The sequence below is a fragment of the Paraglaciecola psychrophila 170 genome (genome assembly GCF_000347635.1).
Lineage (GTDB): Bacteria > Pseudomonadota > Gammaproteobacteria > Enterobacterales > Alteromonadaceae > Paraglaciecola > Paraglaciecola psychrophila.
Map to the genome: position 1 here is coordinate 669,226 of NC_020514.1, position 15,249 is coordinate 684,474.

The 15,249-nt window shown below is 38.4% G+C and carries 15 protein-coding genes; 4 read left to right on the plus strand and 11 right to left on the minus strand.

Features of this window, described 5'->3' with window-relative positions; all coding sequences use genetic code 11:
* Positions 1-423 precede the first annotated feature (423 nt).
* A complete protein-coding gene (locus tag C427_RS02970; protein ID WP_007636347.1) occupies positions 424-2,775 on the plus strand; it encodes a DNA polymerase II in 2,352 nt (783 codons plus the stop codon).
* A 365-nt stretch (positions 2,776-3,140) separates the two neighbouring features.
* On the opposite strand, the gene C427_RS02975 is transcribed toward C427_RS02970, so the two are convergent.
* The 7 genes from C427_RS02975 to ccoG form a co-directional block, all read right to left on the minus strand.
* On the minus strand, positions 3,141-3,749 hold the full coding sequence (locus tag C427_RS02975; RefSeq protein ID WP_007636349.1) for a thiol:disulfide interchange protein DsbA/DsbL: 609 nt from the start codon (positions 3,747-3,749) through the stop codon (positions 3,141-3,143).
* Positions 3,750-3,849: 100 nt separating this feature from the next.
* A complete protein-coding gene (locus C427_RS02980; protein WP_007636350.1) occupies positions 3,850-4,473 on the minus strand; it encodes a thiol:disulfide interchange protein DsbA/DsbL in 624 nt (207 codons plus the stop codon).
* A gap of 158 nt (positions 4,474-4,631) precedes the next feature.
* Positions 4,632-5,543 (minus strand): hypothetical protein, encoded by a 912-nt coding sequence (locus C427_RS02985; protein ID WP_007636352.1) that lies wholly within the window; start codon positions 5,541-5,543, stop codon positions 4,632-4,634.
* A 197-nt stretch (positions 5,544-5,740) separates the two neighbouring features.
* Positions 5,741-5,971: a hypothetical protein gene (locus tag C427_RS26960; RefSeq protein WP_015430385.1), complete on the minus strand. Its 231-nt coding sequence runs from the start codon at positions 5,969-5,971 to the stop codon at positions 5,741-5,743.
* Entirely contained in the window at positions 5,972-6,169 is a 198-nt protein-coding gene (locus tag C427_RS26965) for a hypothetical protein (RefSeq protein ID WP_015430386.1), read from the minus strand.
* A gap of 761 nt (positions 6,170-6,930) precedes the next feature.
* On the minus strand, positions 6,931-7,896 hold the full coding sequence (locus tag C427_RS02995; RefSeq protein WP_007636354.1) for a serine/threonine protein kinase: 966 nt from the start codon (positions 7,894-7,896) through the stop codon (positions 6,931-6,933).
* Positions 7,893-9,332, minus strand: coding sequence for a cytochrome c oxidase accessory protein CcoG (gene ccoG / locus C427_RS03000; RefSeq protein ID WP_007636356.1), 1,440 nt, complete (start codon positions 9,330-9,332; stop codon positions 7,893-7,895). Before ccoG ends, C427_RS02995 begins: the two co-directional genes overlap by 4 nt.
* Positions 9,333-9,576: 244 nt before the next feature.
* Between ccoG and C427_RS03005 the strand changes: the two genes are divergently transcribed.
* Positions 9,577-9,942, plus strand: coding sequence for a hypothetical protein (locus tag C427_RS03005; RefSeq protein ID WP_007636357.1), 366 nt, complete (start codon positions 9,577-9,579; stop codon positions 9,940-9,942).
* Here C427_RS03005 and C427_RS23905 read toward each other — a convergent pair.
* The gene (locus C427_RS23905; RefSeq protein ID WP_161601924.1) at positions 9,935-10,135 is read right to left on the minus strand and encodes an ATP-binding protein; all 201 of its coding nucleotides are present in this window, start codon (positions 10,133-10,135) and stop codon (positions 9,935-9,937) included. The two genes, C427_RS03005 and C427_RS23905, sit on opposite strands and share 8 nt — an antisense overlap.
* Before the next feature lie 15 nt (positions 10,136-10,150).
* Positions 10,151-10,762, minus strand: a complete 612-nt coding sequence (locus C427_RS03010) for a sensor histidine kinase (RefSeq protein WP_015430388.1) — start codon at positions 10,760-10,762, stop codon at positions 10,151-10,153.
* 290 nt (positions 10,763-11,052) lie between these two features.
* Here C427_RS03010 and C427_RS03015 point away from each other — a divergent pair, with 290 nt between their 5' ends.
* Both C427_RS03015 and C427_RS03020 read left to right on the plus strand, forming a co-directional pair.
* On the plus strand, positions 11,053-11,568 hold the full coding sequence (locus tag C427_RS03015) for a beta-propeller domain-containing protein (protein WP_081588981.1): 516 nt from the start codon (positions 11,053-11,055) through the stop codon (positions 11,566-11,568).
* A 66-nt stretch (positions 11,569-11,634) separates the two neighbouring features.
* Positions 11,635-12,183, plus strand: a complete 549-nt coding sequence (locus tag C427_RS03020) for a DUF3016 domain-containing protein (protein ID WP_007636361.1) — start codon at positions 11,635-11,637, stop codon at positions 12,181-12,183.
* Positions 12,184-12,193: 10 nt separating this feature from the next.
* Here C427_RS03020 and C427_RS03025 read toward each other — a convergent pair whose 3' ends face one another.
* Both C427_RS03025 and C427_RS03030 read right to left on the minus strand, forming a co-directional pair.
* The gene (locus C427_RS03025; RefSeq protein WP_007636362.1) at positions 12,194-13,810 is read right to left on the minus strand and encodes a GGDEF domain-containing protein; all 1,617 of its coding nucleotides are present in this window, start codon (positions 13,808-13,810) and stop codon (positions 12,194-12,196) included.
* Positions 13,807-15,246 (minus strand): bifunctional metallophosphatase/5'-nucleotidase, encoded by a 1,440-nt coding sequence (locus tag C427_RS03030; protein ID WP_007636363.1) that lies wholly within the window; start codon positions 15,244-15,246, stop codon positions 13,807-13,809. Before C427_RS03030 ends, C427_RS03025 begins: the two co-directional genes overlap by 4 nt.
* Between the last annotated feature and the right edge of the window lie 3 nt (positions 15,247-15,249).

Here is a 15,249-nt window from a genome sequence, read left to right on the forward strand (position 1 = left end):
AGTTGATTCAGGTCGTGTAATTATCACACTTATTCATGCGGGCTGCATATTCATGTATTAGCAGGACGCCCTAAGCATCTAAATAATACAGGTGCCAATAAAAAGACCTCATCAATATCTGTTTGATGCTTGAAACATCAGACAATTGAGCTAGTTTTTTTAGTCACTAGGCGTAAAAATTATAATATTGGATGCGCATTCATTAGATAAGCTCACCACTATTACTTGATTGCTTTGGTATAATCTAGCGGTTTCATATTTGTTTTTAAAAGTGTTCCTCAATCTTCCGAAATCCCTTTTATCTGGTGTGATGATAAAATTCAGGTACTGATATATATTATAGTTATGTGTTTATGTTGTTACTTGCTATCTATTGCAATTCCCCTTACCTTGCCATCATATTAATTTATAGAACCGCTATTTATGCAAGTCTCCTTTGAGGGATTTATCCTTACAGCACGCAATATAGAACGCCAAGGTAAAACCTATATTGAATGTTGGTTTATTACTGAAAATGGCGTGGTGAAGGGATTATCAACAGCGCAGCAGGGTGTGTTTTTCATAGATCAAAAAGATCATCACCAAACATTGAAACTGCTCAAGCAAAGCGGAATTGAGCATAGTTACAAACCTTTAGCTTTAAAAACGTTTGAACATCAAGCTGTAGGTGGAATGTACTTCGATAGAAACCACTCATTCTATAAAGCAAAAACACTCTTAAGGCAGCATCATATTATTTGTTATGAGGATGATATACGTTTAACGGAACGCTATTTGATGGAGCGTTTTGTTTATGGAAGTGCCCGCTTTTCAGGCTCACCAGTTGTAAATGAACCAACCGAAATCACAGAAATTCAATGCAAGCCTAGTCAATTTGTACCGAACTTCAGTCTACTATCCATCGATATTGAATGCAGTGAACACGGCGAGTTGTTCTCCATTGGTTTAGCCAGCGACACTTATAAGTGTGTATTGATGATTGGCAAGCCACAAGTAGAAGATGATTGGATCCATTGGTTAGAAAATGAAAAAGCCTTGCTGCAGCAGTTCGTAATTCAAGTGAGTCAAATCGACCCCGACATTATCATTGGTTGGAACGTGGTCAATTTTGACTTTCGTTTACTAATCAAACGCGCTGCATTGCATAAGGTTGAATTGTCCTTGGGACGTGATAATCATCCTATCTTATGGCGAGATGCCAGAAATGAAGTGAATCAGGGTTTTGTTTCGATGCCAGGTCGAGTGGTGGTTGATGGTATTGATGCTCTTAAAACGGCGACCTATCACTTCGATAGTTTTAGCTTAGAAAATGTGGCTCAAACTCTTTTAGGCAAAGGTAAAAAGACAGAAGATGTTGACGATAGACTTGCCCAGATTGAACATGATTTTAAACATAATAAAGTCAAGCTAGCAGAATATAATCTGCAAGATTGCCAGCTAGTTCTAGATATTTTTGAGCATACCAAGGTGATGGATTATTTAACCTTACGTGGTCAGCTAACCGGCCTGGAATTAGATCGAATGGGGGGCTCGGTTGCTGCTTTTATCAATTTGTATTTACCTAAGCTTCACAGGGCAGGGTATATCGCACCTAATCGTCCACAGGATGGCGGTCTAGCTAGCCCCGGCGGTTATGTGATGAGTTCTAAGCCAGGTTTATATAAGCACGTACTAGTACTTGATTTTAAGAGCCTATATCCTTCCATCATGCGCACCTTTAAAATTGATCCACTTGGTTTAGTGGAAGGTTTACTATTTCCAGAACAGGCTATTGAAGGGTATCGAGGGGCTAAATTCAGTCGCGATAAGCACTTCTTACCAGACATTATTACTTCGCTCTGGCAACAGCGCGATGCAGCTAAGAAAAACCAAGATGCGGCACGTAGTCAAGCAATAAAAATTCTTATGAATTCGTTTTATGGCGTATTAGGCTCAGGTGGTTGTCCATTTTATGACACGCGACTAGCCAGCTCTATCACTATGCGTGGACATGATATTATGCAGACCACAGCAAAATGGATTGAAGAAGCCGGTTATCAAGTGATTTATGGCGATACTGACTCAACCTTTGTGTGGTTAGATGGCGAATATACAGAGCAACAAGCCAAACAAATAGGCCAGTCACTGGCGCTTAACATTAACCAAAAGTGGCAACACAACATTCAGCAGATCCATCAACTCGATTGTGATTTAGAAATTGAATTTGAAACCCATTTCAGTCAGTTTTTAATGCCGACTATCCGTGGTTCAGAATTAGGTAGCAAAAAGCGTTATGCAGGATTAAAAACCACTAAAGACGGAGATGAACTGGTATTTAAAGGTTTAGAAACTGTTCGCTCAGATTGGACGCAACTGGCGAAAGGTTTTCAGCTTACTCTATATAAAATGGTATTTGCAGGGCAAAATGTTCACGATTACTTACTGCAAATCATCGAAGATACACGCTCAGGCAAGCTTGACCAGCAATTGGTTTATCGCAAACGTATTCGCCGTAGACTAGATCTTTACGTAAAAAACGTGCCGCCCCATGTAAAGGCAGCCAGGCTGGCCGATCAGCAAAATGCAGCTTCAGGTAAAACACTCAGATATCAGCATAAAGGCTGGATAGCTTACGTAATCACCATCAATGGCCCACAACCAATTGAATATCTAACCAGCCAAATAGATTACGACCATTACGTGGATAAACAAATCAAACCTATCGCCGAAGGAATTTTGCCCTTCATAGCTTTATCCTTTGAAGACATGACCAGCCAACAAATGGGCTTGTTTTAAATTTAGCTACGAACGACTAGTTTGGAGTGAAAAAATTAAAAGTTTACTACCACAGAGGAAAACGAGCGCTGGCGCTACACAGAGGAAGGTTATATTTGCCTTTTTAACCTGTTTGTACACATTGGTCTAAAGCATTTGATGTTTTTCTGTCTAACTAACAACTAATGAACTGATCAGTTTAATATGCTTTTGAAGGATATGTTGTTGGTTAAAAGAAAAAATTACTACCACAGAGTGCACAAAGGAAAAACAAACAAGCTATCGAATCTTTTCCTCTGTGAAGCGAAAGCGCTCCTTTTCCTCTGTGGTGATAAGCTTTTATCTTTATTTTTTAGCTGGTACAAGTAGCCCGAAGACCAGTGTTGTTACTTCTGTTTAACCAACCAGCTGATAAGCTCAACAGATTGCTCTGGGGTCATATCGCGGGTGAATATGGCCTGATATTTCTCATTGATAATGATGGTGGGAACACTTCTTACGCCCCGAGCAATTTTGTCATTTTTGGCAACTTGACTACGAATACCAAAACTACTCATCATTTTTTCTAGCTTAGCGGTATCAGCTCCTGTTTCTGCATAGACACTGAGGATGTCAGATTTGCTGGCTATATTTATCCTTTTTTGATGAATAGCGTTAAATAACGCTTTGTTGAAAGACCCATCGGTTTTTAGGGCTTTAGCTGCCAGCATTGCTGCCGTTGCGTCATTCTGAGTATCTTTAGAGGTACTGCCATTAAAATTAACATGTATCTTTTGAAAGGGGATATTTGCGGGAAGAGCACGTTTTATCTGCGGCACTATGGTTTCAAATGCGTTACAAGCTGGGCACCAAAAAGAAAACACTTCTTGCACTTTAGGTTTAACGCTCGCCTTTTCAGCGATCACTTTATAATGAGTACCTTCTTGCCAATTTGATTGTGCTAAGGAATTAAATGAGATTAAACATAAAAACACGATTAAAAATGACTGGCGCATAAAAACCCTTCTAAAGTTTATTTATAAATTTTGTGGTTAAAAGGAAAAGCTGGTTGCTAAACAACCGGCTAAAGGACTTATTATATTGTTGAAGCTTTAATTATTTTTTGTTTGATAAGAATACAATCAAATCAACCATCTCGTCTAGCTCCATATCCCTTGTAAATGTTGCTTGATACTTACCATTAACAATGAAGTTTGGTACGCTACTAACGTATTCTCGGTATTTTTGTACAGACTTGTTATTCATATTTAACCTACTCTTTACGCCAAAACTTGAGATCATTTTGTCAAATTCATCTGGCTCTACACCATTTACCACAAAGATATTTTTTAAGTCTGAAAGACCTGTTATGGCTGAGCGGGATTCGTGTATATATTTAAATATGGCTTGATTAAGCTCATCCGCTTTATCCAACTCTCTGGCTACCATCATAGCTTTAGTTGCATCGTCCTGAATGGCGGCACTGGTGAAGCCCATAAAATTCACATGAACTTTTTTAAATTCAACATCATCAGCCAATTTGGTTTTGATTTCTTTGACCAGAGGCTCAGAGTTAAAGCAATGCGGGCACCAAAAAGAAAAGAATTCTAAGACTTCTTTTTTCTCAGTCGCTTGTTCTGATATGGTTTTGTAATGTGTGCCTTCGCGCCATTTTTCTTGAGCGCAGGCCTGTAGTGGCATTAATAAAGTTATACTAAGTAACAATAATAATTTTTTCATACTTCTCACAACTTATTTCAAATTTGTTTGCAGATTAGCATAGCTACCAAAAAAATCCGATAGGACTTTGTAAAGCGATGTTAATAATAGCGACCTTTTTTATGCCACACATAAAAAAGGTCGCAAATAATGCGACCTTTTACTGAATATATAATTATCTAGAAAACGTAATTAACACCTACACGCACTAGGGTGGCATCATTACTATCAATTAGATTATCCGTATACTTTATAATATCGGCTTTCAGAGCCACATTGGTATCCAAGTCATAACGTAAAGCCAATGTAATCGTTTCCTCATCATCAGCAAAAGTACTTTCTAAAACTGCTATCGTGCCTTGTAAGCTGGCTGGAAGTGGATTGATTTGGTCAGCAAATTTTAAAGCATCATCACTTTCTTTAGCTTCATAGGTTAACGACGGAGTGAATTTACCAAAACGTATACCAGCAGTAACATAATAGGCAACATCTTCTGCAAGATATGATTTTTCTGAATCAATACTAGTAATCTCGCCACTTACAAACCAATTGTAGACATCATACTCAAGACCAAGACCGTAAAATGTGCCGGTACTTTCTTCATATCTCAAATTGTTAAATAAATCAGCTGATATAAAAGGCTGAATTCCAGCAAAAATAGGCTCTAAACCAGGGACTATAAAAGTAGATTTAGCACGACCTGCAACAGCTCTAACTTTAAATCCTTCGTTTTGTGCTTCGCCAGTAAATACAATAGTATCTTTGCCAGACAGACTGAAGGTTTCGCTTGTATTGTCGTAAGTACCATAAGCAAACTGCATAGAATACTCCCAGTCACCCGCATAGTCGCTGTAGTCGACTCTAAGGCCTTCAATATTATTAAACGGCACGTCATAAACTGACTGAGGCGCATTAACCCAGTGATAAAAGTAACCTACATCTAATGAAGCAGAATATTTAAACAGTGGAAGACGCAGACGGCCAGCAGAGATACTGATTTTGTCAGTCGCAGCATAAGTAATATACGCCCATTCGAATTCAGCATTGTAATCATTGTCAGCGCGAGCCACAATTTGTCCAGTTGCCGTCATTTTATCGTTTATATCCCCACTGACTTGGACCGCAAATAAACTTATATTATCTTCTTAGCCGAAAAGGGTTTCATCGCTACTGGTTATTCCGCCAATCAAATTAGCAAAACCATTAATGCGTACTTCTGCTTAAGCAGTCAGTGTGGTTGCTGTTAATACCGCGATAGTCAGTAATTTTTTCATAATAATACTCCTAATTAGTTCAACGAAATGACTCTGACTGCACCAGAAACTGATACGCTATCTAAGTAGCCAATAGCATTTGGATTATTTGCCACTATGGCTAGAGCCGTTTCGTCGTTGTCTAATTCTTCGGTTGGTATCCCTTTGCCAGTAAAAACCTGTTTTGACCAGTAAGCCGCAATTTGGGTTGAGCTACGGCCTAATGTGTCGGTATCGAGAGAGCCACGGACGGCTGAAGAAGACACTTAGTTAACAGGTAATAATTCTTTACCGGTCGAGAACTTTTTCTCTTTACCAAGGAAAATCTGCTGCACGCCTTTTTTGTTTAGTGCAGCATCGTTGCTTGGATGAATCACAACTACAACTTCGGCAAAGGAGAAAAGTGAAATAGAGCAGCCAACTACTATTCCAGTCAAATTTTTTGAAAAGATTTTTATGTTCATGTCATCTACCTGTGTGTAGGTTTTTTAAGTATATATATTTATAGTCTTCAAGTTTTGTTAAATAAATCCAACCTCTGTGATCTCTTAACGGAACACATATAAAAAATTTTTTAAAACAAGGGCTTACATATTTATTAGTTAGTGCCGCTGATTTGATGGCGCATATTGTGTTGCAAAAAATGAGTATGTAAAATGCTTATAGGTATCTAAAATATACATATATATAAAGTGATTGATTTTTAATCCGGTTTTATTTTTCAGCCTAAGGTTAGCGCTAGCTTATTACTACTTTCCCAAGACAATAAATATCAGTGAATTTAATGATCATATGCATCATAAAAATTATTTACAATCTTGCTAGATGAGTGCTTATAAAAAGGAAGTGATAAAATAAAAAAATAATTTTACCTGTTTTAATTTTTCGTAAGTGTATAAAATTTGTTAAGAGCAGTGGTTTAAAACGAGTTTAGTTTAGTGTCACTGATTTGGATACGCATATTATGGTATAAATGTGCCAGCATTGGTGTCGCTAATAGGTATATAAAAAATACGGAGTAGGTATAAATATATACCTTTGTATTTGATGATTTATCTATTAAAAGTATGATTTGATTTATATAGCTGGACTAAATATCGACTATTTTTTATTTGGAATATTATAAAAGACTGCTAACACATTGTTTTACATATAAAAAATAGTAGATGAATGACAACAATGCAATGTGCATTTTTTTTAAACGATACTGCGATTTAAGCATCGCTTAAAGAGCTAGTGGGGTTTCTTGCAATGCCGCCAACTGCTCTTTTAGACTCAGTATTTGTTGTTCCCAATATTTTCCATCGGCAAACCAAGGAAAAGCTTGTGGAAATGCAGGGTCTTGCCAGCGTTTTGCTAACCAAGCCATATAATGGACCATGCGCATGGCGCGTAAAGGTTCAATTAATGCGAGCTGAGCGGTATCAAACTTACAAAATTCTTCATAGGCTTTGACCAACGTATGCATTTGAAGGGATTGTTGTTGCCTGTCGCCCGAGAGCATCATCCACATATCTTGGACCGCAGGACCGCTTCTACAATCATCTAAGTCAACAAAGGTTGGACCGTCGCGCCACAATATATTGCCCGGATGACAATCACCATGCAGCCTAATGTTATTTGTACTGCTGTAAAGCGATAAAGTTAAATCTACAACCTGCTGTAAAATAGCAAAAAACGATGGTTGCACACCTGCGGGGATCAGTGGACTGCCTTGCAATTCTTGCAGGGATTTTATTAGGTAGTCATCAACACTCATTGTTGGCCGATGGATAAAGTTTGCACGTTTTGACACGGCATGAATTTGACCAATAAAACGCCCCATGTATTCGACTTGATTTAAATTGTCTACTTCAAATTGCCTCCCGCCTGCCGCGGGGAAAAATGCGAATGAGTAGTTTTTATAAATATGCAGGCTTTGTTTGTTACAAATTAACGGCGCAATGATAGGAATTTTGTAAGATGCTAACTCAATAGAAAAGTCATGCTCTTCTTGAATTTGTGCTCGACTCCAACGTTGTGGTCGATAAAATTTGGCAACATAGCGTTTTGTGTCCTCAGCAATAAACTGATAAACCCTGTTTTCGTAGCTGTTAAGTGCTAATAACCCAGACTCTACACGGATGCCTTGTGATTCTATAGCGTCGACGATCAAATCAGGTGTGAGCTCTGAAAAATTAAAAGGTCTCACAAATCAGGGTACAAAAACTTGCTTATTTCTTGCACTTTTACTGGGGTGTTTTCAGCATCAATAGACTCAACTCTAAAGCTAAATGCGGTGGACTCCTGGGTTAATTTATTTGGATTGATGGCAATACTGAGTGGTAAATTGAACACCTCTCCTCCTGACACTGTTACTTCATTCTCACCAATATAAGTGTGCCCTTCAAGATTATCTATGTATATATGATAGCGCTGAGTGTATTGAGATTTATTCAGAATTTTTAAGGTAAATACATTCTCAATAAGCCCATTACCTGTTTCCCGAAACATAGGAACTCTGTCTTTTATAATGTCTATTTCCAAAGGTTTCCTTGTTGCAATTTCGAATACCAAGAGTCCCAACATTAACAACAAAACAATGCCATACCCGATTAATTTAGGTCGGAGTATTTTTGTTTTACCACCTGCTAATTCTGTTTCTGATGTAAAGCTAATAAGACCTTTGGGGTAGTTCATCTTTTCCATTACACCATTACAGGCATCTACACAGGCACCGCAATTTATGCATTCGTATTGCAAACCGTTGCGAATATCTATTCCAGTAGGACAAACCTGCACACATAGGTTGCAATCAATGCAGTCACCTAGACCTTTAGTTTGATTTTCTTCACGGCTTACTTTTCGTCCTCTGGGTCCACGTTGCTCTCCACGCGAAGCGTTATAGGCCACGGTGAAGGTGTCTTTGTCGAACATTGCAGATTGAAAACGAGCGTATGGGCATATGTGAGTACACATGATTTCACGCATCCATCCGGCGTTACCGTAAGTGCAAAGTGTAAAAAATAGTACCCAGAAGACTGCCCAAAATCCACCTGAGAAAGTGAAGAAATCTACAAACAAAGAGTCTATTGGTGTGAAGTAGCCCACAAAAGTTAAAGCGGTGAGTAAAGCAATCCCAACCCAAGCAGAATGTTTAAGGGTTTTACGCCACAGCTTGTCAAAGTCCATTTTTCTTTCATCAAGCTTCATGCGTTTATGGCGACTGCCTTCAATTTTTTCTTCAAACCAGATATATAAAAAGGTCCAGGTAGTTTGCGGGCACATAAAACCACACCAAACCCGACCCGCGAAGGTAGTCACAAAAAATAGTGCAAAGGCGGCAACGATTAAAATCCATGCCAATAATGTCAAATCCTGTGGCCAAAGTGTTAAGCCAAATATATTAAAACGCTGTGCCCCGAAATCGAATAACACGGCTTGGCTACCATTAAACTGTAGCCAAGGAAGTGCTGCAAAAATGCTTAAAAAGAACAGGCCAAAAAATCGACGAAAGTTTTCCAGCATACCCGTGACAGCTCTTACGTATATTCTGCTTCGAGGAGTGTAGGAATTATCATGTTTACTTGTATCTGGTCGGTGTACTTTTACGGGTGAGATGTTTTTAACGGGGATTCGCTCACTCATTGGGTGTCCTTGAAATATCAAAAAAGGCAGATGTAGAGAGTTCTACAGACTGATAACATAATGAGTATACCAGCATGTTAGCCACCGTGCTTGATCTCGGTCAGGCTTTTTATCCTTATATAATATCTCATAGATTGTTATTCTTAGTTATCAGAAGGCATAACTATCAAGTGTATTTTAGTGTTCAGTTATCACGTAACATCTGGTCTCTTCTGATGAATAAATGGTCTTTGAGATATACAGTATGTTACGTTTTGCAGTCGTTACGTTTGAAATCTTGGCATTGATAATGATTTTGCGCAGTGCATTTGTGCAATTTTGGCTGTCGGATATGCGAACGACTACTACACAGTGGATGCACGGTATTTCTATGACCATAGATAATCAGCAACTAGCCAAGTTTAGAAATGAAATCTCAGCCCATGTGCAAGATTTGACTGACCCGCAAACTAAATATTTACATAAAATCACCAGCACAAAAACTGAACTTTATAACTTCAATTTACATTATTGCCATGCGGGAGATAAAAATCCCTATATTTATGGTCGCAACTTACGTCACGTCTGTGGCGAAATTAGCCGCAAGGGTATTCTCGATAAGTTCACGTAAAATGGTTAGGCAAGGTGATGATAAATTTAGCTCCACCTAGCTCCCCGTTCGTTACACAACAATCACCTTGATGCCAATCGACAATCCTTTTTACAATCGCTAAACCAAGACTTGCGCCACCTTTTTGTTTATCTCGAGATTCATCAGGACGAAAAAAAGGTGAAAATATTTTTTGACGTATTGCCTGAGACACGCCCACAACATCATCTTATACGCATATCTGAATATTTTTTTGTTTGACGATATGTATCTCTAGCGTCTTAATTGCGTAACGTTTGCCATTTAAAATTAAATTCTCAATCGATCTTTCAATAAAGTGTTCGTCGGCCAATACATGAGGGTCATCACCATAAACCCTTACGTTTAAGTTCGACAGATGACTTTCTTTTAAGCGATTGAGCAATTGCTGACATAATTGTTTAAACGGAATTTCAGCTAAGTTCATCTCGGGTATACGAGCATCTATGCTGGCGTAATCAAGCATTTCTTGTACAAGATGTTCTAATTCATTGACGTCTTGCTGCATATCTAGCCAAGGCTTGCTTTGCGCTGGTGGATTCATGGCGGGAGCAAACTTTAATCTGGCATGAGGGTGTCGAAATTCGTGAGTCACAGCTTCACTTAGTTCCCGTTGATTTTGCATAAGTTGAGTAATTTGGCGTCCCATGTTGTCTAGAGATTTTGCGATAGGATAGATCAGGGATGTTTGACTAATAGTATTTTGCTTAATACTGCCATCTGGTTTGATGTTTGAAACCGTTCTTTCAAGATTTGATAAGTCACGTGATAGTGGCCAAATCGCAAGATGCGATAACCCCACCCAACAACAAAAATTTCCTAGAAACGAGACGGTTAATCGATAATGAGATCTCTAGTAACTGCGGTGTATTATCTAGAATGTAAATTTGCTCTGTAACACGCGAGTCACTGAGCACAATTGCTTGTCCATTATTGAGTATATTTTCATCACTATCTGACCAGACAATACCGCCCATAGAGCGAAGTTAATATGTCCTTCCTAAGGTCGAAATAAGTTGTGGGATATCGATATTTTGTTGTTTTTCTGCCTCGAATATTTGGCCTAATGGTTGAGTATTAGTTACCCCAGAAATAACCGGGTTTTTTAGCTATTTACATCCTCTATGTAACTGTTTTCTAATTGAGATAGGCCAGCAGGTTAACAATTTCTCTTTTATTGGAGATGCAACTGACAAGCCGGTGACTCAAGAAGGCATGAAAATTAGTTTATTTGACGTATCCGATCCCAGCAATCCTGTTGCGATAAATAGTATTATTAAATCCAGCAGTTATACACCAGTTGAATATGACTACCGTGCATTATCGGTGCTTAATAATAATGGTCGATACCGATTCGCTTTACCTATTGAGAGTTGTAGCAGATATACCGATGAATTTGAGAGTCTTTGGACTTCCTTTAATAGTTTGATGTTGCTTGAAGTTGATACCACATCTAACAATCCACAGTTAATCGAAAGAGGTGTGGTGCTGCCTGACGAGACGAAACAACCTTATGCCAATGGATGGCAGGACAGAAGTGTTATCCATGGTAATCAAGTATGGCATAGTACTTGGGCTGAAAATGCTCAAGTATTTGGGCCTTTTTAATTAGATTCAGTATATATTCAGGTACCTGAGTAATACTGAACGTTACCTTCACGTAGGAGATTTATTTTGAAAATATTAACCGGATTGATTATTTCTGCAATGACAATAGGTCTATCTAACCAAGTTTTAGCCCAAGCCGAGGTCGAAATTGAATGGGACAAACCAGAAAAATACCGTGATGTTAGGCCTAGTAATGAGTCGCGTAAAAGGTTCATGGAAGCCACCTTTGAGGGCATTAATGAATATATGCATGAATTGGCATCGTCGTTACCTGATAACCAAAAATTACGAATGAAAGTGACTGATCTTGACCTGGCTGGACAAGTTTGGCCTGCCTCTTTTGTTGGGCTGGGGCAGGGGACATCTGACGTGCGGGTTATTAAGAACATTGATATTCCAAGGATGAATTTTAGTTATCAGTTATTGGATACGTCTGGCGCAGTCATTCAACAGGCTGATGTAGACCTCAAAGACATGTCTTTTATGGACCGCGGTAATCGCTTTTTCGATAGTGAATCACTGCGTTACGAAAAAAATATGTTGCAGCGTTGGTTTAAACAAGAATTTAGCGTGTACATAGACCAAGAGATTGCCAATAAAGAACCCGTTACTTAGAAGATGTATTCTAGGAATATAATATGTATGTGTTTTTGCCTGTCTTTTTTGCAGCATACAAGGCAGTATCGGCTTGCTTAATGATGGCTTCTGCAGTTAATAAAGCATTGGGTTGTGAAATTGCAATACCAATGCTCATCGTCACATAGTCTGCGACATGGCTGTACATATGTGGCAGCGCGTTGTGTTTTAATTTTTCAATGATATGTTTTGCAATCTCTTGTGCGCCCTTTGAATCAGTATCGGGCAACACACAAACAAATTCTTCACCTCCATATCTTGCAACAAAGTCGCAATCTCGGTGTAGTGATTCATCAATAATCTTGGAGATATCCTTTAAACATTGATCACCGGCTATATGCCCATAGTTATCGTTGTAAAGTTTGAAACAATCTATATCCATCAGCAACACCGCGACATTAGATTTTTTCCGAGAAGACAACTCAATATCATGTTTTAAGCGGATATCTAAAGCTCTTCGATTAGAAATACCGGTTAGAGCATCTGACATTGAAAGTTGCTCAAGCTTATATTTTTGTATTTCAATTGTTTGATGAAATGCTTTGAAAGCTTCAGCCAAATCAGTAATCTCATCATTTCCCTTAAGTAGGGTCTGATACTCAAAATCTTGTGTTTCGCTGTTTAACATGTGATTGAAAATACGGATCCTTTTTAGTATCCGCTGCTGAAACAAAATGACTATAACGACCAAAAAAACCACACCCGCGATCAAAATATATCTAATGAGTTGGGTCTGTTGGTTCATTTCTGTAACGTAAGTGGCTACTTGTTGGGTGGTATCTTGTTCTGTTTCGTTGGTAACAAAACCGAGTTGTGCTACGTAATCTTCAATTAAGTTATGCACGAAACTTTTGCGTCCTAAGACTCTGCCTTCTATTCGTAAAGATTTTATTTTTAACGTTTCCATTCTATTTTCATCAAAAAGTAATGCTTTCAGTTGACTCGTAAGTTGACGCCTAATGACATTCTCAGGTCCTATGGCAGAACTAGCACTTAGCTGATTAAGTTGCTCTCTTAATTGATTAAACAAAAACCTCACTTTTTGTAGCTTTTTCTCATTTAATGCTCTGCTCACATCTACTGAGGCTAGCGAAAACCCTAACATCCAAGCCTGTGAACTTTGTTTGTCAATGCTAATGGCTTGCGTGTTAAGTGCATACATTTTAGATTTTAATAATTCGATACTGTTCAGAGTTTGCAAACGGTCTTCGATTAAGGCTGAATATTCATCTAATTCGATAGAGATGGTTTTTATTTGCGTATCTAAAAACTCATTTGCAAAGATCTCTTTGGCAGCTTGACGAATGTTAATAAGGTTAGTCTGAAGTTGTTTTTCGGCTAAGCGTTTTGACGCATTTGATGAGGATTTTGACAACAGCTCTGTGAATTCTAAAAGTGTGCTGGCTTGACTATAAAGTTGACTGATACGTATTAGTTTAGGTAATGACTTATCAGAGATGTTTGTCAGTGTTGATTCAAAACTAAGTAAGCGAGTAAAGGTAAAATAACTAAGTAGTATAAAAACAAATAATATTCCTACTAAGCCGGCACTAAATACTGATACTAGAGAGACCCGAGTGCCTTTTTTTGAGATTGAAATAGTCATTCAATCACACGCTTTATTCTGAACTCAATTTTAGGCAAGATTGTTTTTTGCCGTTGTATCATACGAATAGCGACATCAGTTATCAAAGGTGGCTTTTGATTGTTGCGTTCTAGGTGCTGAGTGTCTAAAAACACAGCATAGCCATCGCCACCATTTGCCAGGTAATCTGAGGTGGAGACTGAATATTTTCGTTTAGGTTCTAATGTGCGTCCGTTGATGTATATTGTTTGTATTCGCTCGCCGACTGGTTTTTTAATAGAATAGGTAAAAGATACCCCTGATACTTGCAAAAAACGGCCTTCGGCTAGTTCTACTTCACTTACGCTATTTTCTAGAGCTTGTTTTAACTGCTCTCCTGTCAAAGATAATACAGTAACATGTGATCTGAAAGGTAACTCTGTAGCAATGTCTCGGCGGGTGATAAAGGCTCCCTCGGTATAAATTTTATCACCACGGATTGCTCCACCATTTATTAAACCAATATCGGCTTTGGCATAGTGTCTAAGTGCATCAGCTATGAAGTTCCCAAAAGGCATTTCCATTGTTCGAATGAGGCTTCTCGATGTCTGAACTTCACTTCCAAAAACACCAATTTTTTGACTGAGTAGTCTTTCTAGCCTCTGGTTGTATTCGTCAACTAGCAATGAAGTTGTGGATTTGCTAGGCGGATACGAGTAATAAATTTTAGGCGCTTCAATCGTCAGGTTTTTCGCTTTGCTGTTAGTCTGCCAACTCATGCGAAGTAACATGAATGGTTCCTGGCTGGAAATAGAGTAGACTTTGTTAGGTTGATATTCCTCCATTTCACTAACGATCCTCAGTGCAAAGTCAATTTTATTTTCAGATATAAGAGTTTGATAATAATCCCTTTCTTTGGAGTAAACTAGCACCATTAATTCAGCGCCCTGTTGTTTTAGAAAGGAAATTTGCTGTTGAATGATTTGGCGAGGTTCAAATATACTGACTCTTTTTAGCAAATATTCTGTGACTACCTCTTCGTCTAGAATCGAGATAAAACCAACTTTAGTGTTACCTTTTTCAACAATTAGACTGGTTAAAATACCTTCAAGGTTACCATTGGTTATTGGGTCAAAAAGGTTACTACTAATCATCGGGAATGCGGCTTCATAAGAGCGTAATGTGAGTTCATCTTCAAAATAGCTAAATTCACGTTTAGTCAGTGTCATCAGATCAGGCTCTAATGTATTCAGGATATCAATGATATGAGATCCTCGGTCCAAACTGGATAAAGGACTCGGTCCTAAACTTCCTCCGGCAAAGGTAAATATAGTCGGAGAGTGTTCAGTTCTCATTTTTTCTAATAAACCTGCAAGGCCTGTGTAAGTGCCATAGGTATTACTGCCTATGTCAGGCATATTACCTGCAAATACTAGGGTTAGGTTTTTTTCAGTTGAAGCTGTGACACTCGTCGCCATATT